This window comes from Streptomyces sp. NPDC094147 (assembly GCF_044764265.1).
Taxonomy (GTDB): domain Bacteria; phylum Actinomycetota; class Actinomycetes; order Streptomycetales; family Streptomycetaceae; genus Streptomyces.
In genome coordinates this window covers 63,105-79,826 of the sequence record NZ_JBIWHT010000010.1, presented here as the reverse complement: position 1 = coordinate 79,826, position 16,722 = coordinate 63,105, and the positions used below count along the sequence as shown (strand labels likewise).

Sequence of the window (16,722 nt, the reverse complement as noted above, 5' to 3'; positions counted from 1 at the left end):
GCTGGGGGGTCCCGGGCGCCCGGTCGCGCGGGCGCGGCGATCTTCCGGGGCGGTGCCCGCGCCCCGCACGGGCCCGGCCCGTTGACCTGAGCCGACCGACATCGCAGACTGACCGGTCATGACCGACGACCAGATGGTGACGCTCCGCGGCGAGCGGGAGCTCATCGCGCGGGCCGGACATCTGTTCGCGGGGGCGCGGCAGGAGTTCCTGGTCGCCGCCGCCGACCCGACGACCTGGTCGGCCGGGGTGCAATCCGCCTTCGCCGCCGGGCTGCGGCCCGCGACGGAGCCCGGCGGCCTCATGATGCGCAAGCTCTACACCCCGCACGCCCTCCCCGACGCGCGGGCCGAGCGGCGCCTGGCCAGGATGGCCGCGGGCGGGGCCCACATACGGATCTGCGCCGCGCCGCTCTCCCAGGAGACCATCGTGCTCGACCGGCGCGTCGCGATCCTGGCGGGGCCGCCGGCCGACGGGACGCGTACGTACACGGTGATCCGTTCGCCGGACGTCGTCGCGGGGGTCGGAGCGCTGATCCGCGCGGCCTGGGCGGCCTCGCCCGACCTCGACGACCACCTGCGGCGGCGCCCTCCCGAGCTGGGCGCGGAGGCGCGGCGGATCCTGCGGATGCTCGGCGCCGGGCACACCGACGAGTCGGCCGCACGCCGGCTCGGCATGTCCCTGCGGACGTACCGCAGACGGGTCGCCGAGCTGATGGAGGTGCTGGGTGCGACGTCCCGGTTCCAGGCGGGGGTACGGGCCCGGGAGTTGGAGGGGCATGGCGGTGCGGCCGCGCACATGCCCCTGAACGCCTCGGCGGGGTGATCAGGCCTTCGCGAGCGAGATCTCGGTGGACTTGATCAGCGCGACGACGGAGGCACCGGTGGTGAGCCCGAGGTCGGCGGCGGCGTCCTTGGTGATGGCGGCGGTCAGCGAACCGCCCCGCACGTCGAGCTTCACCCCGGCCATGGCGCCGCCGGTCGCCACCTCGGTGATGGTGCCGGGGATCTGGTTGCGGATGCTGAGCCCGTCGACGGCGCCGGTGGCCAGCGCCACCTCGGTCGACTTGACCAGCGCGCGCACCGCGCTGCCCTCCGTGATCCCCAGGTCCTTGACGGCGTCGAGGGTGATGGCGGCGGTGATCTCCTGGCCGCCGTCCAGACGCACCTTGACCGTGGCCATGACCTCGCCGGAGGCGATGGCCGTGACGGTGCCGGGGAGTTGGTTGCGGATGCTGAGGCTCTGGTTCTGGCCCTGACTCTGGCTCACGGGATGTTTGCTCCTATGGTGGGTGGCGTTTTGGATGGCTTCACGCACTAATGCCGTATTTGCGCTTCGCTTCGGACTGTAACCACCCCGGGGAGTCGGCGTCCGGGCACGCGCCGTGGCCGATCAGGGCTCTATCGGCAGGCCCGTGCAGTTCTCGGCGAGCCCGGCGGCCGCGTGTCGCGAACGGGTGATGCGGTCGAGCCGGGAGAGCTGGAGCCGGCGCCAGCCCGTCGCCTTCAGGCCGAACGTCGTCGGGACGGCGTGCTGGGTCAGGGTGCGGGCGGCCATCAGGGTGGCGCGGTGCCGGGCGGCGAGGGCCGCGAGGGAGTCGGCCGTCGCCGCCAGGTCCGCCGCGATCAGGTCGAGGGTGTCGGCGGCGACCAGCATCAGCGCCGTGTCCAGGATGTCCTGGCTGGTCGCACCCCGGTGCGCGAACTCCTCGTCGCCCGGGGAGGGTTCCGCCACCGCCCGCCTCAGGCCGGCCACCAGGGGGATCACCGGGTTGCCGCCCGCCCCGGCCCGCAGGGCCGGCGCCCGCACGTCGAAGCGCTCCGGACACGCCGCCTGCGTCACGGCCGACGCGGCCCGCTCCGGCGCCGCGCCGACCGCCGCCTCGGCCGCCGGCATCGCCCGCAGCACCGCCCGGTCGCCCGTCGCCGCCTCGGCCGGACTCCCCGCACTCACCGGCGTGAGCAGCCGACGTCCCCTGAACCCTGAGTAGCCTCAGGCGAAGTCAAGGAACACCGTCTCCCGCTCCCCCTGCAAGTGGATGTCGAACCGGAAGCTGCCCTCCCGTTCGGCCTCGCGCCGCGCAAGGAGCGTCTCCCCCCGCTCCCCCGCGACCGCCTTCAACTCGCCCTCCCCGCCCAGCCCTTCGACGTACGCCCGCGTGAAGAGGTGGCGCGTCAGGCCGCGCGCGAACAGGCACACCGCCAGGTAGGGCGCGGCCTGCGGCGGGGGCAGCGTGCGTACCGTCCAGTGGCCGTCCGCGCCCGTCGGGACCCGGCCGAAGCCCGTGAAGCCGATGCCGTCGCGGCCGAGGAAGCCGCCGGTGGCGGGGTCCCGGCGCCATGAGCCGGGGCGGCCCGCCGGCGAGCCGTCGGGCGCGGCCTGCCAGAACTCCAGGAGCGCGTCCGGCACCGGCTCGCCCCTCCCGTCGTACACGTACCCGTGCACCGTGATCGCCTCCGGGTGTCCGGCGGGGGCGATGTCACCGCCGCCGGGGAAGGGGAGGGCGTACCCGTAGAAGGGGCCGACGGTCTGCGAAGGGGTGGGCTCGGGCATCACGCCGTCACCTCCGGGTCGGGCAGCGTCGCGGCCGGGCCGTCGAGGACGATGTCCCAGCGGTAGCCCAACGACCAGTCCTGGACAGACAGTTCAGGGTCGTACGCCGCCACCAGGCGGTCCCGTGCCGCCTGCTCGCCGACCGCGTGCAGGATCGGGTCGTACGGAAGCAGCGGGTCGCCCGGGAAGTACATCTGGGTCACCAGGCGCTGGGTGAAGGCCGTGCCGAAGAGGGAGAAGTGGATGTGCGCCGGGCGCCACGCGTTCTCGTGGTTGCCCCAGGGGTAGGCGCCCGGCCGGACCGTCGTGAACGCGTACCTCCCCTCGGCGTCGGTCAGGCAGCGGCCCGCCCCGGTGAAGTGGGGGTCGAGCGGGGCGGCGTGCTGGTCGCGCCGGTGGGCGTAGCGGCCGGACGCGTTCGCCTGCCAGATCTCGACCAGCTGGCCACGGACCGGCCGCCCGGAGCGGTCCACCACGCGTCCCTCCACGGTGATCCGCTCGCCGTGCGGCGCGCCCGCGTGCTGGCGGGTCAGGTCCGCGTCGAGCGCCGTCACCTCGGTGACGCCGAAGACCGGGCCGTGCAGTTCGACCGCCTCCGGGTCGCCGCCCACGGCCACCGGCGCCCGCAGCGGCTCGCGGAACGCGCCGCTGCGGTACGGGCCGACCCGCTGCCCCGGGGGCGTCTCCTTCAGCACGCCGGTCTGTCGCTGGGCGAGTGTCATCGCTCTGCCACCTCTCCTGCTTGCATACGGATACGGACCGCCCATGCCCTTCACCAGGCGCCCTGGAACAGCCCAGTTGGCGAGGTCGCCGCCCGCCGAGACCTGCATCGCGCCGAGGATCGCGGTGTCGACATGGCCGCCCCGGATCATCCCGAACGACAGCGCGGAATCGAAGAACGCGGCGCCCGGCAGCACGGTCACCGTCTCCTTGCCCGCGTTGACGAGGTCCGGGTCCACCTCCGCCTCCAGGGGGTACGGTCCGACGCCGAGGATGCCGTTCTCCGAGTGGAGCACCACATCCACGCCCGGGGGCAGATGGCCCGGGACCAGGGTCGGCAGTCCGATGCCGAGGTTCGCACAGCTGCCGTCGGCGAGTTCGGCGGCCGCGCGCGCCGCCATCCCGTCCCGCGTCCAGCCCTTCATCGGCCCTCCTCCCGATCGCGTACGGTCCGCTTCTCCACTCCCTTTGCCGCGGCCTGCGGTGGAGTCAAGGGCACCACCCGCTGCACGAACACCCCCGGCACATGCACCGTGTCCGGATCCAACTCACCGGGTTCCACGAGGTGTTCGACCTCGGCGACCGTGATCCGTCCGGCCATCGCGGCCGGCGGATTGAAGTTGCGGGCCGCCCGGCGGAAGAGCAGATTGCCGTGCCGGTCGCCCTTCCAGGCCCGTACGAGCGCGAAGTCCGTGGTGATGCCGTGCTCCAGGACGTGCTCGCGGCCGCCGAACTCCCGCACCTCCTTGGGCGCCGACGCCACGGCCGCCTCGCCGTCGCCGCCGTACCGCAGCGGCAGCCCGCCGTCGGCGACCTGGGTGCCGGTGCCCGCCGGGGTGTAGAACGCGGGGATGCCGCAGCCGCCCGCCCGCAGCCGCTCGGCGAGGGGGCCCTGCGGGACCAGCTCCACCTCCAGTCCACCGCCCAGGTACTGGCGGGCGAACTCCTTGTTGTCGCCGATGTACGAGCCGGTCACGCGGGCGATCCGGCCGGCCGCGAGGAGGATGCCGAGACCGCCGCCGTCCACCCCGCAGTTGTTGGAGACCACGCTCCTCACACCCTGCCTGCCGGGTCTGCGGGGTCTACGGGGTCGCTGTCACGGGACTCGGTGGTGCGGAGCTCGGTGGTGCGGGATCCGCCGTCCTGGGGCTCACTGTTGCGGGGCTCGCCGCTTGTTCGTCAGATGAACTAAGGTTCATAGTTGCCCTCGTCCCGAGTGTGCGTTCAGCCGGTACGCGTGTCAACGCCCTGTGCGTCAACGCTCCGTCCCCGGAGGCCAGATGAGCACCGCCCCCGCCGAAGCCGTCGGCCCGCTGATGCGCGGGGTCGCCGTGCTGCGCGCGCTCAGCGACGCGGAGGGGCGGCTCAGTCTCGGCGAGCTGGTCCGGGCGACCGGGCTCGCCCGCTCCACCGTCGACCGGGTCGCCGCGACCCTGGCCCGCATGGGCTATCTGCGCCTGGACGGACCCACCGCGACGCTCGCCCCGCGCCTCATGGAGCTCGCCAACGCCTACCTGGGCGCCCTGCGGCTGCCCGCACCGCTCGGCCCGTACGCGGTCCAACTGGCCGAGGAACTCGACGAGTCGGTGTCGCTCGCGGTCCCCGACGGCGACGGCATCCGCTTCGTCCACCAGAGCACCCGGCACCGCGCGATGTCCCTCACCTTCCGCATCGGCGACCTGCTCCCCGCCGAACGCACCGCGCCGGGGCCGCTGTTCGCCGCGCACTGGACGTCGCAGCAGTGGCAGGACTGGCGTGATCTGCGCGCAGCCGATCCGGCCGGGGCCTGCTTTCCCGCCGTCCCGCCCGGCGCGGGCGCGGCCGGCGGTTTCGAGCGGCGGGCCGCCGAAGCCCGCGAGGCCGGGTGGGCGGTGGACGACCAGCTCATCGAGCCGGGGCTCATCGCGGTGGCCGTACCGGTGCGCGACCCGGCGGGCGCGGCGGTCTGCGCGGTGAGCGTGGTGAGCCACACCAGCCGGCACAGCGCGGCGTCCCTGCGGGCGACGGTACTGCCCCGGCTGCGCGAGGCCGCCGCCGCGATGGAGGCCGAGCTGCGCCGCGAGCACACCCCGGCGCCCGCGCCGCCCCGGGCGCTCGCGGCCTGGACCTCCGCGTCCAAGCAGGAGCTCGGCGCGGAGTTCGTGGAGTCGCTGGCCCGTGGGCTCACCGTGCTGACCGCGTTCGGCGCGGGCCGGGCCGAGCTCTCGCTCAGCGCCGTCGCCGAGGCCACCGGCCTGGCCCGCGCCACCGCCCGGCGCGCCCTGATCACCCTGGAGCATCTGGGCCTGGTCGCCACCCACGGCCGCGTCTTCCGCCTCACCCCGCGCGTTCTGTCGCTCGGCTGCCCCCCGCTGTCCCGTACGACGCTGTCCGACATCGCGGCGCCGCACCTGGCCGAGCTGGTCCGCACCCTGCACGACTCAGCCTCGCTCGCCGTGCTCGACGGAGACGCCATCCAGTACACGGCCCGGGTCGCCACCACCCGGATCATGAGCGTCAACATCACGCTGGGCACCCGCTTCCCCGCGTACGCCGCGTCGATGGGCCGGGTGCTGCTCGCCGATCTGCCCGCCGGGGAACGCGCGGCCCGGCTCGGCCGCACGGAGCTGCGGGCGCTCACCCCGCGCACGGTCACCTCCCCGGCCGCGCTGGCCGCCGTCCTGGACGGGGTGGCGGCTCAGGGGTACGCCCTGGTGGACGGGGAGTTGGAGGAGGGGCTGCGCTCGATCGCCGTGCCGGTACGGGGCCCTGGCGGGCGGGTGGTGGCTGCGGTGAACGTGGCCATGCATACGACTCGGCGCACGGTGGCGGAGTGCGTCTCCGAGGTGCTGCCCGTGCTGCGGGGTGCGGCTTCGGCCATCGAGGCGGACCTGCATGTCGTGGGCCGGTTCTGCCACACCCCGGTGTCATAACAGGCACCCACCCCGTCGGGGCCCCGTCTGGTCACCCCGGCTCCCCGAATATCCCTCTAATCGGTTAATTAGGGGGTTCACGGACATGTTCATGACTCCGTTCGGGGATACAGGGCTAGTCCACTGCCCTGCCTGTCCCTGACACACCGGAGTACGCCACGTGGAGAACACAGACACCGTGTGGAGCTGCCCTTTCGACTACGCCGAGGCCCTTGAGTTCGACCCGCAGCTCAGCCGGATCCTGGCGGACGAGCCCGTGGCACGGATCCGGATGGCGTACGGCGAGGACGAGGCCTGGCTGGTCACGCGGTACGAGGACGTGCGGACGGTGACCACCGACCGCCGGTTCAGCCGCAGCACCGTCCTCGGCCGGGACTTCCCCCGGATGACCCCCGAGCCCATCGTGCAGCCCGAGTCGATCAACCTCATGGACCCCCCGGCCAGCAGCCGGCTGCGCAGGCTCGTCGCCAAGAGCTTCGCCCCGCGCCACGTGGCGCGGATGCGCGAACGCACCCAGCTGGTGGTGGACGAAATGCTCGGGCAGATGGCCGCACACGGCTCGCCCGCCGACTTCGTGGAGCACGTCGCCGACCCGCTCCCCCTCGTCACGATCTGCGAGGTCCTCGCGATCCCGGCGGACGAGCGGGACTGGCTGCGCAGCCACGCGCTGACCATGACGAACATCGGTGCCGCCGGCCGGGAGGCCGCCGTACAAGCCAAGGCCGAACTGCGCGCCTACTTCACCGACCTCACCGCCGCCCGGCGGCGCGCTCCCGGCGACGACCTCATCTCCACCCTCGCCACCGCCCGGGACGGCGACGAGCTCCTGGACGACCAGGAGCTCGCGGTGATGGCGATGGTCCTGCTCATCACCGGCCAGGACACCACGACCTACGAGCTCGGGAACATCGCGTACACGCTCCTGACCAAGCCGGACGTCCTGGATGCCCTGCGTGCGCACCCCGACCGGTTCCCCTCCGTCCTGGACGAGCTGCTCCGCTTCATCCCGTTCCGCAAGGGCGTCGGCATCCCCCGCGTCGCCACCGAGGACGTCGAGCTGGGCGGGGTGCTCATCAAGGCCGGGGACATCGTCCACGTCTCGTACCTGACCGCCAACCGGGACACCCTCAAGTTCGACCGGCCCCACGAGGTCGATCTGGACCGGGGCGCGGTCGCGCACATGGCGTTCGGCTGGGGCGCCCACCACTGCCTCGGCGCCCCGCTCGCCCAGATGGAACTGGAGGTGGCGTTCACTTCCCTGCTCACCCGCTTCCCCGGACTGCGGCTCGCCGAGGACGCCGCCGAGGTGCCGTGGAACATCCACTCCATCTGGCGCCACCCGCTCGCGCTTCCGGTCGCCTGGTGACCAACCCACCGTCCACGAAGGGAAGTTCGATGGCCACCCTGTGCCGTCCGGCGGTCGCCGTGCCCGACCACGTCATCACCCAGGAGCAGACCCTGGAGCTCGCCCGCGAGACGCACGCCGGGCATCCGCAGCGCGACCTCGTGCTCAGACTGATCGAAAACACCGGCGTGCTGACCCGGCATCTCGTCCAGCCCATCGAAGAGACCCTGAGACACCCCGGCTTCGAGCGCCGCAACCGGGTGTACGAGGCCGAGGCGAAGGCCCGGGTGCCGGACGTGGTGCGCCGGGCGCTCGGGTACGCCGAGGTCGAGCCGGCCGACATCGACCTGATCGTCTACGTGTCGTGCACGGGCTTCATGATGCCCTCGCTCACCGCCTGGCTGATCAACACGATGGGCTTCGACTACGACACCAGACAGCTGCCCATCGCCCAGCTCGGCTGCGCGGCCGGCGGCGCCGCGATCAACCGCGCGCACGACTTCATCACCGCGTATCCGGGCTCGAACGTACTGATCGTGTCGTGCGAGTTCTGCTCGCTGCTCTACCAGCCCACCGACATCGGCGTGGGCTCGCTGCTCTCCAACGGCCTGTTCGGGGACGCCGTTTCGGCCACGGTGGTACGCGGCGAGGGCGGCACCGGCATGCGGATGGAGCGCAACGGCTCGCACCTGGTGCCGGACACCGAGGACTGGATCTCGTACGCCGTGCGCGAGACGGGCTTCCACTTCCAGCTCGACAAACGGGTGCCCGGCACCATGGAAATGCTCGCTCCCGCCCTCAAGTCCCTCGCCGCCGAGCACAATTGGGACGTCGGCCAGCTCGACTTCTACATCGTGCACGCGGGCGGGCCGCGCATCCTGGACGACCTGTGCCAGTTCCTCGGGCTCGGCCCGGAGATGTTCAGCTTCAGCCGCAACACCCTCACCGAACGCGGCAACATCGCGAGTTCGGTGGTGTTCGACGCCCTGTCCAGGCTCTTCGCCGAGGGCGGCATGGCCGACGGCGCGCGCGGCCTGATCGCCGGGTTCGGCCCCGGCATCACCGCGGAGATGGGCCTGGGCCGCTGGAGCGCCGGACTGCCGCTCAGCGCCGCCGCGGCCCGGGTCTGACCCCGTAGCCGGTACGGCTACTCGTTGACCAGCACGGGGATCGAGAGCACCGCGCTGGTCGGCGTGCCGGTCAGGCCCTTGGCCGGGACCGTGAAGTCGATGCCCCCGCCCTCGGCGGCCGGGGTGTGGCCGCCCTTGTGCGCGTCGTGGCCCTCCTCCGCGTACTGGAACGAGCCGGTGCCGAGCAGCTTGCCGTCGGCGTCGTAGTAGGCGGCGCGCAGCTCCAGCGCGATCAGTTCGCTGACGTCCGAGGTGACGGCGAGGTGCCCGGTGACGGCGGTCCCGCCGGTGAGCGCGCCGCCCGTGACCCGCACCCGGTCCGTGAACGGGCCCTGTTCCAGGCGGACTTCGCCCCGCGACAGCTTCTGGTACGCGGCGGGGGCGGCGGCGCGCCCGGGTGCGCCGAAGCTCACCGCGGGGACCGGGCCCGGCGCGTCGTCGGCCCGCTCGGCGCCACTTCCGCAGGCGGTGGCCAGGGCCAGGGCGAGGGCGGCCGGGGCGATGCGTCTCATGGGTGCGTACTCCTGCTCCTGCGTACGGAGGTGAACGGGGCCGGGGCGCTCGGCCCCCGGCCCCGGATCGGCGAGGCGGGTCAGCCGCGCGGGGACCGGCCGAACAGCGAGCCGTACATCTTCCCGTACAGGTCGGTGTTGAGCTGGCTGGCCGCGAAGCGGTCGGCGCCGGGGCCGTAGGCGAAGATCGGGACGTCCGCGCCGGTGTGGTTGCCGGACAGGTACGTCAGCCACAGGCTCGCCTCGGGGCTGCCGTCCTGGACGTTCTTCGGATCGTCCGGAGTGCGGAAGGTCGCCGGGCCGAAGTTCTTCGCGTCGCCCGCGCCCGCGCCGTTCACGATGCCGGTCGAGCGGGCCGGGTCCTTGGCGCCCGAAGTGCCGCGCGAGGGAAGGGAGTTGTTCGCCGGGTTGCCCGCGTCGGTGTTCGCCGGGGGCGCCGCCGCCTCGGCGTTGGTGTGGCCGCCCTTCTCGATGATGTTGAAGCCCGCGCACTCGTGGTCCGCGGTGACGACGACCAGGGTGTGGCCGTCCTTCTTCGCGAAGTCGGTGGCCGCCTCGACCGCGTCGTCGAACGCCTTGACCTCGGCGAGCGTCTGGGCGGCGTCGTTGGCGTGCGAGCGCTTGTCGATCTGGGCGCCCTCGATCTGGAGGAAGAAGCCCTTCCTGGAGCGGCCGTCGAGCAGGTCGATCGACTTCTTCGCCATCTCGGCGAGCGTCGGCTCCTGCTTCTGCGGGGCGTTCGCGGGCAGGCCCGCCTTGGCCTGCTCGACCGTCAGGTTGCCGCGGTTGAACAGGCCGACGACCTTCTTGCCGCGCGCCGCGTCGAGGTCCGCCTTGGTGGCGACCTGCTGCGAACTCGCCGTCTGGGCAGCCAACTTGGGGTCGCCGAACGAGCCGAGCACCTGGTAGCCCTGTGCCTGGAGCGCCTTCTGGTCGTCCGGCTCGAAGCGGGCGAGTCCGCCGCCGAGGATCACGTCGGCGGTGCCGTTGCGGGCGATCTGCTCGGCGATCGGGGTGATCAGCGTCTTGTCGGCGGGCGCCTTCTCGTACGTGCCGTCGGCGTTCTTCGGCAGGCAGGCCGCGTCCGAGTACGTCGGGCCCTGGCAGCCGCGGAGCAGCGCGTGGCTGAACTGGGCGGCGGGCGTGGCGTCGGTGACCTCGGCGGTCGACACGTTGCCGGTGGCGAAGCCGGCCGCCTTGGCCTGCTCCATCAGCGTGGCGCGCTTCTTCTCGTAACTGTCCACGCCGATCGCGGCGTTGTACGTCTTGACGCCCGAGGCCCAGGCGGTCGCGGCGCTCGCCGAGTCCGTCACCAGGGCGGGCCGGTCGCCGCCCTTCTCGACGGCGTACGTGGCGACCGCGCCGGTGTAGGGCAGGCGCTCCATGTTCAGCCTGCCCTGGGCGCCGTAGTAGCGCTCGCGGCCCGCGGTGACGTGGGTGCGGCCCATGCCGTCGCCGAGCAGGTAGATGACGTTGCGTATCTCGCGGCCGCCGTGACCCCCGTGCTGGGGTGCGGAGCCGGCGGTGACGGCCGTGCCCGCGACGACGGCACAGGCCGTCGCGAGCACCGCGAGCGCCTTCGTTGACATGTGTCTCATGGCGGCGAAGCTATGAGTCGGGTGTGAACGGACCGAGAGGTTCAAGCGACGGCAAAACGAACGCCTTTGCCTTTTACTTAACTTCTCCGGCCTTCTTCTTTACCCGACCCCCGCCTCGCTTTACCCGTAGTAGAGGTTCGACTTACCCGTAGGAGAGGTTCGAGCAGATGTTGTCGTCGGCCGAGCGGGCCTTGTCGGCGACCGACGAGGGGACCGCGGCGGGGGCGCTGGGCGCCGCGCTGCCGCCGCTCTGCTCGTACTGCGTACCCACGATGACGCTCAGGCCCGGCGTCTTCGACTTGCGCAGCAGCGCGCCGGGGAAGTGCGTGGCGAGCGTGTTGGCCTTGGCCTCGTCGTTCGCTCCGTACTCGATGACGGAGTGCGTGTAGTCCTGGGTGGCGGCGGTGGTGGCGCCGGTCACCGTGAAGCCCGCGGCCTTCAGCGAGTCGGCGACCTTGCCGGCGAGGCCCTTGGCGATGGTGCCGTTGTAGACGGCGACCGCGATTCCCTTGCCGTCGGCGGGAGTTGCGGCATCGGCCGAAGCGGACGGGCTCGGCGAGGACTTCGCGCCCTTCCCCCCGGCGTCCTGGCCGTCGACCGTGCGGTCCGCCTTCAGCGCGGCGAACAGCGCGTCCGCCTCCGGCTTGACGACCGCGACGCGCGCGCCCTCGTAGCGCCAGGGCATGGTCACGAACTTGGTGTTGTGCAGATCGATGTTCTTCATCGACATCGCGAACGAGATCAGCTTGTCGGCGGAGCCGAGGCCGGGGTCGACGGTCATCGACTTGGTGGCGGCGTTGGCGAGCGGCAGCAGGCTGGTCGGGTCGAGGCCGTTGCCCTTCACCTTCTTGATCAGGCTGCCGACGAAGGCCTGCTGGCGCTGGATGCGGCCTATGTCGGAGCCGTCGCCGATGCCGTGCCGGATGCGCACGTAGTCCAGGGCCTTCTGCCCGGACACCTCCTGCGGGCCCTTGGCGAAGATCATGCTGCCCTTGTGGTGGAGGTTGGGGTTGAGGTCGCCCTGGTAGACGTCGTTGGGGACGCAGACCTGGACGCCGCCGACGGCCTCCGTCATCTTCGCGAAGCCCGCGAAGTCCACGACCACCGTGTGGTCGACGCGCAGCCCGGTCAGCTTCTCGACGGTGTTCTGGGTGCACGCGGGGTTGCCCGCCACCGTCTCGCCCACTTCGAACGCCGAGTTGAACATCACATTGTGCTTGGTCGTGGTCCAGCTGCCGTTGGGCAGCTTGCACGGGGGTATGTCCACCAGGGAGTCGCGGGGTATGGAGACGGCGACGGCATGCTTCTGGTCGCTGTACACGTGCATCACGAACGCGGTGTCCGAGCGGCCGATGTCGCCCGTGCCGTGGCCGTACTGGGCGTTGTCGCCGGAGCGCGTGTCCGAGCCGATGACCAGGACGTTCGAGCCCTTGGTCGAGGCGGCGGGGCGGTCGGCGGAGACGCCGCCGTCGTCGAAGGTCTTGATGTTGCCGTTCAGCTGGAGGTAGATCCAGCCCCCGCCGGCGATGGCGAGAACCACGACCGAGAGCGCCGTGATCCCGACGATACGGGCACGGCTGCGATTGCTGCGGCGCCGTGGAGCGGCGGAGCTGCCGTCCTCACGCTGCCTGCTTGCGGCTCCCGCTTTGTGGCTGCCGGCCATCGGACCCCTCATCCCTCAGAACGCCTCTTCTGTAGAGGAGACGGTGAGTCGCACCCTCTGGTTGTACAGTTGCGCAATGTAGCAAGTCTGTTTTAGAGAGATCAGCCCCAGTCGTACGACGAAAACGGCTGTAGGACGCGAACGAGGGAGGACGGCGGGATGTTCCTGCGCAACGGGCTTGAGCCCTGGCATCTGCTGATCGTGGCCGTAGTACTGATCCTGCTGTTCGGCTCCAAGAAGCTGCCCGACACGGCACGCGCGCTGGGCAAGTCCCTGCGCATCCTGAAGAGCGAGACCAAGGCGATGCGCGAGGACGACTCGGGCACGACGGCCTCGGCCGCCGCCCCGGCCCCTCAGGTGACCCCGGCTGCGGCCCCGGTCCACACGGCGACCCCGACCCCGACGGACGCTCCCCCGCGCCCCGCACAGTAACCGCGGCCGTACGCTCCGGAGGCATGGAGCAGCTGCCGACCTACGACGATGTGGTCCGCGCGCACGAGCGGATCGCCTCGCACGCCCACCGCACCCCGGTCCTGACCTCGCGGCTCACCGACGCCGAGCTCGGTCTGAGCCTCTACTTCAAGTGCGAGAACCTCCAGCGCATGGGGGCGTTCAAATTCCGCGGCGCGTTCAACGCGCTGTCCCTGTTCAGCGCGGAGCAGCGCCGCGCGGGCGTGGTCGCCTACTCCTCCGGCAACCACGCCCAGGCCGTGGCGCTGTCCGCGGCGCTGCTCGGCATCCCGGCGACCATCGTCATGCCCCACGACGCCCCCGCGGCCAAGCTCGCCGCCACCAAGGGGTACGGGGCGAACGTGGTCCCGTACGACCGCTACACCGAGGACCGCGAGGCGATCGGCCGGGCGGTGGCCGAGGAGCGCGGCCTGACGCTGATCCCGCCGTACGACCACCCCCATGTGATGGCGGGCCAGGGCACCGCGGCGAAGGAACTCTTCGAGGAGACCGGCCCCCTCGACGCCCTGTTCGTGCCGCTCGGCGGCGGCGGGCTCCTGTCGGGCAGCCTGCTGTCGGCGGGCGCCCTCGCACCGTCCTGCGAGGTCTACGGGGTGGAACCGGAAGCGGGCGACGACGGCCGCCGGTCCCTGCGTACCGGCGCGATCGTGCACATCGACACCCCGCAGACCATCGCGGACGGAGCCCAGACCCAGCACCTGGGCGCCCACACCTTCCCGGTGATCCGCGACCGCGTCACCGACATCGTGACCGCCACCGACGCCCAACTGGTCGACTGCATGCGGCTGTTCGCGACCCGCATGAAGATCGTCGCCGAGCCGACGGGCTGCCTGGGCCTCGCCGCGGCCCGCGACCTCGCCGACCGCTACCGCGGCAAGCGGGTGGGCGTGATCATCAGCGGCGGCAACGTGGACATGGACCGCTTCGTGGAACTCCTCGCCCGCTGAACCGGACCTTGACCGGCTTCCTCCTGAGTTATCCACAGGCTTGGGAGGAGGCGGACGGATTGTCGGCGGTACGGAGCATGATGGGGGGCATGAACGAGATGCCGGATTGGGAGAAGCGGTTCAGGGCGCCCAGGGTGGGGCTCCCCGACTGGGCGGAGGACGCCCCGGACCGCTCGCTGTTCGTGTCGAACGCGACAGGGACGTACGAGCTGTACGCATGGGACCGCACCACCGGCGCGCAGCGCCGGGCCACCGACCGCCCCAACGGGACGACGGACGGCGTGCTGACGCCGGACGGCGAGTGGATCTGGTGGTTCAGCGACACGGACGGCGACGAGTTCGGCGTGTGGCAGCGCCAGCCCTTCAGGGGCGGCGACGACGAGCCGGCCGTGCCCGGTCTCGGCCCGTCGTACCCGGCGGGCCTGGCGCTCGGCCGGGACGGCACGGCGGTCATCGGCCGCTCCACCGACGAGGACGGCACCACGATCCACGTCGTACGCCCCGCCACCAACCCCGTCGAGATCTACCGCCACCGCGAGTCCGCGGGCGTGGGCGACCTCTCGCACGACGGGACGCTGATCGCCGTCGAGCACACCGAGCACGGCGACGCGATGCACTCCGCGCTGCGCGTGGTGCGCCCGGACGGCTCGCTGGTCGCCGAGCTCGACGACACCAAGGGCGGCACCGAGGAACTCGGCCTGGAAGTGCTCGGGTTCGCGCCGCTGGCGGGCGACGCCCGGCTGCTCGTCGCGCACCAGCGGCGCGGCCGCTGGGAGCCGATGATCTGGGACGTGGCCTCCGGCGAGGAGAGCGACCTCGCCCTCGACCTGCCGGGCGACGTCTCGGCCGAGTGGTACCCGGACGGCTCGGGGCTGCTCGTCGTGCACAGCTTCGAGGCCCGCAGCAGCCTGTTCCGCTTCGACCTGGCGACGCGTGCGCTGACCGGGATCGACACCCCGCCCGGTTCGGTGTCGGGGGCGACGGCCCGCCCGGACGGCACGGTGGAGTACCTGTGGTCGTCGGCGGCCAGCCCCTCCGAGGTCCGCTCCACGACGGGCGAGGTCGTGCTCGACCCGCCAGGATTCAAGGCACCCGAGTCGGTGCCGGTGGAGGACGTCTGGGTCGAGGGCCCCGGCGGCCGCGTCCACGCCCTGATCCAGCGCCCGGCGGGCGCGGGCCCCTTCCCCACGGTCTTCGAGATCCACGGCGGCCCGACCTGGCACGACAGCGACGCGTTCGCCTCGGGCCCGGCGGCCTGGGTCGACCACGGCTATGCGGTGATCCGGGTCAACTACCGGGGCTCGACGGGGTACGGGCGGGAGTGGACCGACGCGCTCAAGCACCGGGTCGGGCTCATCGAGCTCGAAGACATCGCGGCGGTCCGCGACTGGGCTCTGTCCTCGGGCCTTGCCGACCCCGCGCGCCTCGTCCTGGCGGGCGGATCCTGGGGCGGCTACCTCACCCTGCTCGGCCTCGGCACCCAGCCGGACGCGTGGACGCTCGGGCTCGCGGCGGTGCCGGTCGCGGACTACGTCACGGCGTACCACGACGAGATGGAGGCGCTGAAGGCGATGGACCGGACGCTGCTCGGCGGCACACCGGAGGAGGTGCCGGAGCGCTTCGAGGCGTCCTCGCCCCTCACCTACGTCGACGCGGTGAAGGCGCCCGTCTACATCTCGGCGGGGGTCAACGATCCGCGCTGCCCGATCCGGCAGGTGGAGAACTACGTGGACCGCCTGAAGTCCCGGGGCGCGGCGCACGAGGTCTACCGCTATGACGCGGGGCACGGCTCGTTGGTGGTGGAGGAGCGCATCAAGCAGGTGCGGTTGGAGCTCGATTTCGCGGCGCGGCATCTGGGGGGCTGACGCGCCGGACGGGCTGGGGATGCGCGCACTGGACCCCGTCAGGGGCGCGGGGAACTGCGCGACCAGCGACACGGCCGCACCCGAACGACCGCGCGCCCAGCCGCGGCGTCCGGGGGCGGACCCCCCGGCAGCGGTCCGCGGACGAAACGGGGGTTTGGGGGCACCCCCCGGGACCGGGCACCCCGGACCGTTCCGTACCGTGGGGGTGTGTACCGGTTCCTGCTCACACCCCGCTGGTGGGGAATCCACGTCTTCGTCCTGCTCGCCATCCCCGTCTGCGTCTTCATGGGCTCCTGGCAGCTGGGCCGCTTCGAGGACCGCGTGCAGTCCCACAACGCGGCCGAGAAGGCCCCCGACCCGGCCACGCAGAAGGCCGAGCCGCTCGCCTCGCTGCTCCCCGTCGACCAGCGCACCTCCGGCCGCCCCGCCGCGGTGCGCGGCCGGTACGCCGAGCAGTTCGTGGTGCCCGACCGCCAGGTCGACGGCAGGACGGGCAGCTACGTCCTGACCATGCTGCGCACCGACGGCGGCAAGGCGCTGCCCGTCGTGCGGGGCTGGATCCCCCAGGGCGCCAAGGCCCCGGCCCCGCCCACCGGCGAGGTGTCCGTCACCGGCGAACTCCAGGCGTCCGAGAACGCGGGCTCCGACGGCGTGAACGCGGCCGGCGGCCTCCCGCAGGGCCAGGTCGGCATGATCAGCGCGGCCTCCCTGGTCAACCTGGTTCCGTACCAGGTGTACGACGCCTGGGTGACGCTGCCCAGCGCCGATGCCGGGATGACTCCGGTGCCGGCGGCCGCGCCGCAGAACAGCGGGCTCGACCTCAAGGCGTTCCAGAACCTCGGCTACACCGGCGAGTGGTTCGTCTTCGCGGGGTTCGTGGTCTTCATGTGGTTCCGCCTGGTCCGGCGCGAGGCGGAGGCCCTGGAGGACGCCGAGCTCGGCCTCGCGCCCGAGCCGGACGACGCGCCCGCGGCACCGCTCCCCAGCTGACCTACCCCAGAGCCGATC

At 72.4% G+C, this 16,722-nt stretch carries 14 protein-coding genes and 3 pseudogenes; 8 read left to right on the top strand and 9 right to left on the bottom strand.

Annotation, left to right across the window (positions count from 1 at the left end):
* Nucleotides 1-118 precede the first annotated feature (118 nt).
* Complete coding sequence (locus tag ACIQ8J_RS17510) at nucleotides 119-823, top strand: DNA-binding response regulator (protein ID WP_403272398.1); 705 nt, start codon at nucleotides 119-121, stop codon at nucleotides 821-823.
* Here the strand turns inward: ACIQ8J_RS17510 and ACIQ8J_RS17505 are convergent, their stop codons facing one another.
* The 6 genes and pseudogenes from ACIQ8J_RS17505 to ACIQ8J_RS17480 all read right to left on the bottom strand — a co-directional run.
* The gene (locus ACIQ8J_RS17505; protein ID WP_403272397.1) at nucleotides 824-1,267 is read right to left on the bottom strand and encodes a molybdopterin-binding protein; all 444 of its coding nucleotides are present in this window, start codon (nucleotides 1,265-1,267) and stop codon (nucleotides 824-826) included.
* Nucleotides 1,268-1,444: 177 nt separating this feature from the next.
* A pseudogene (locus tag ACIQ8J_RS17500) lies at nucleotides 1,445-1,963 on the bottom strand (lyase family protein); the annotation flags it as partial.
* A gap of 27 nt (nucleotides 1,964-1,990) precedes the next feature.
* Nucleotides 1,991-2,551 (bottom strand): protocatechuate 3,4-dioxygenase subunit alpha, encoded by a 561-nt coding sequence (gene pcaG, locus ACIQ8J_RS17495; RefSeq protein WP_403272396.1) that lies wholly within the window; start codon nucleotides 2,549-2,551, stop codon nucleotides 1,991-1,993.
* Entirely contained in the window at nucleotides 2,551-3,273 is a 723-nt protein-coding gene (gene pcaH / locus ACIQ8J_RS17490) for a protocatechuate 3,4-dioxygenase subunit beta (RefSeq protein WP_403272559.1), read from the bottom strand. Before pcaH ends, pcaG begins: the two co-directional genes overlap by 1 nt.
* A 36-nt stretch (nucleotides 3,274-3,309) precedes the next feature.
* Nucleotides 3,310-3,696, bottom strand: a pseudogene (locus tag ACIQ8J_RS17485) (CoA-transferase); the annotation flags it as partial.
* Nucleotides 3,693-4,322 (bottom strand): annotated as a pseudogene (locus ACIQ8J_RS17480) (CoA transferase subunit A); the annotation flags it as partial. The pseudogenes ACIQ8J_RS17485 and ACIQ8J_RS17480, both read right to left, overlap by 4 nt.
* Nucleotides 4,323-4,551: 229 nt before the next feature.
* On the opposite strand from ACIQ8J_RS17480, the gene ACIQ8J_RS17475 reads away from it, so the two are divergent.
* The 3 genes from ACIQ8J_RS17475 to ACIQ8J_RS17465 all read left to right on the top strand — a co-directional run bounded on the left by ACIQ8J_RS17475 (nucleotide 4,552) and on the right by ACIQ8J_RS17465 (nucleotide 8,658).
* Nucleotides 4,552-6,183: an IclR family transcriptional regulator C-terminal domain-containing protein gene (locus ACIQ8J_RS17475; protein ID WP_403272395.1), complete on the top strand. Its 1,632-nt coding sequence runs from the start codon at nucleotides 4,552-4,554 to the stop codon at nucleotides 6,181-6,183.
* A 160-nt stretch (nucleotides 6,184-6,343) separates the two neighbouring features.
* Nucleotides 6,344-7,549 carry a cytochrome P450 gene (locus tag ACIQ8J_RS17470; protein ID WP_403272394.1) on the top strand — a complete coding sequence of 402 codons (1,206 nt, stop codon included), beginning with the start codon at nucleotides 6,344-6,346 and terminating at the stop codon, nucleotides 7,547-7,549.
* A gap of 29 nt (nucleotides 7,550-7,578) precedes the next feature.
* Nucleotides 7,579-8,658 carry a type III polyketide synthase gene (locus ACIQ8J_RS17465; RefSeq protein WP_403272393.1) on the top strand — a complete coding sequence of 360 codons (1,080 nt, stop codon included), beginning with the start codon at nucleotides 7,579-7,581 and terminating at the stop codon, nucleotides 8,656-8,658.
* A gap of 17 nt (nucleotides 8,659-8,675) precedes the next feature.
* On the opposite strand, the gene ACIQ8J_RS17460 is transcribed toward ACIQ8J_RS17465, so the two are convergent.
* From ACIQ8J_RS17460 to ACIQ8J_RS17450, 3 genes are all read right to left on the bottom strand, one after another.
* Complete coding sequence (locus tag ACIQ8J_RS17460; RefSeq protein ID WP_403272392.1) at nucleotides 8,676-9,170, bottom strand: hypothetical protein; 495 nt, start codon at nucleotides 9,168-9,170, stop codon at nucleotides 8,676-8,678.
* 80 nt (nucleotides 9,171-9,250) lie between these two features.
* Nucleotides 9,251-10,768: an alkaline phosphatase gene (locus ACIQ8J_RS17455; protein WP_403272391.1), complete on the bottom strand. Its 1,518-nt coding sequence runs from the start codon at nucleotides 10,766-10,768 to the stop codon at nucleotides 9,251-9,253.
* A 142-nt stretch (nucleotides 10,769-10,910) separates the two neighbouring features.
* Nucleotides 10,911-12,431 (bottom strand): LCP family protein, encoded by a 1,521-nt coding sequence (locus tag ACIQ8J_RS17450; RefSeq protein WP_403272390.1) that lies wholly within the window; start codon nucleotides 12,429-12,431, stop codon nucleotides 10,911-10,913.
* Between the two features lie 159 nt (nucleotides 12,432-12,590).
* Between ACIQ8J_RS17450 and tatA the strand changes: the two genes are divergently transcribed.
* The 4 genes from tatA to ACIQ8J_RS17430 all read left to right on the top strand — a co-directional run bounded on the left by tatA (nucleotide 12,591) and on the right by ACIQ8J_RS17430 (nucleotide 16,704).
* Entirely contained in the window at nucleotides 12,591-12,863 is a 273-nt protein-coding gene (gene tatA, locus ACIQ8J_RS17445; protein WP_403272389.1) for a Sec-independent protein translocase subunit TatA, read from the top strand.
* 23 nt (nucleotides 12,864-12,886) lie between these two features.
* Nucleotides 12,887-13,849 carry a threo-3-hydroxy-L-aspartate ammonia-lyase gene (locus ACIQ8J_RS17440; RefSeq protein ID WP_403272388.1) on the top strand — a complete coding sequence of 321 codons (963 nt, stop codon included), beginning with the start codon at nucleotides 12,887-12,889 and terminating at the stop codon, nucleotides 13,847-13,849.
* A 77-nt stretch (nucleotides 13,850-13,926) separates the two neighbouring features.
* Nucleotides 13,927-15,714, top strand: a complete 1,788-nt coding sequence (locus ACIQ8J_RS17435; RefSeq protein ID WP_403272387.1) for a S9 family peptidase — start codon at nucleotides 13,927-13,929, stop codon at nucleotides 15,712-15,714.
* Between the two features lie 207 nt (nucleotides 15,715-15,921).
* Complete coding sequence (locus ACIQ8J_RS17430; protein ID WP_403272386.1) at nucleotides 15,922-16,704, top strand: SURF1 family protein; 783 nt, start codon at nucleotides 15,922-15,924, stop codon at nucleotides 16,702-16,704.
* Nucleotides 16,705-16,722: the final 18 nt, after the last annotated feature.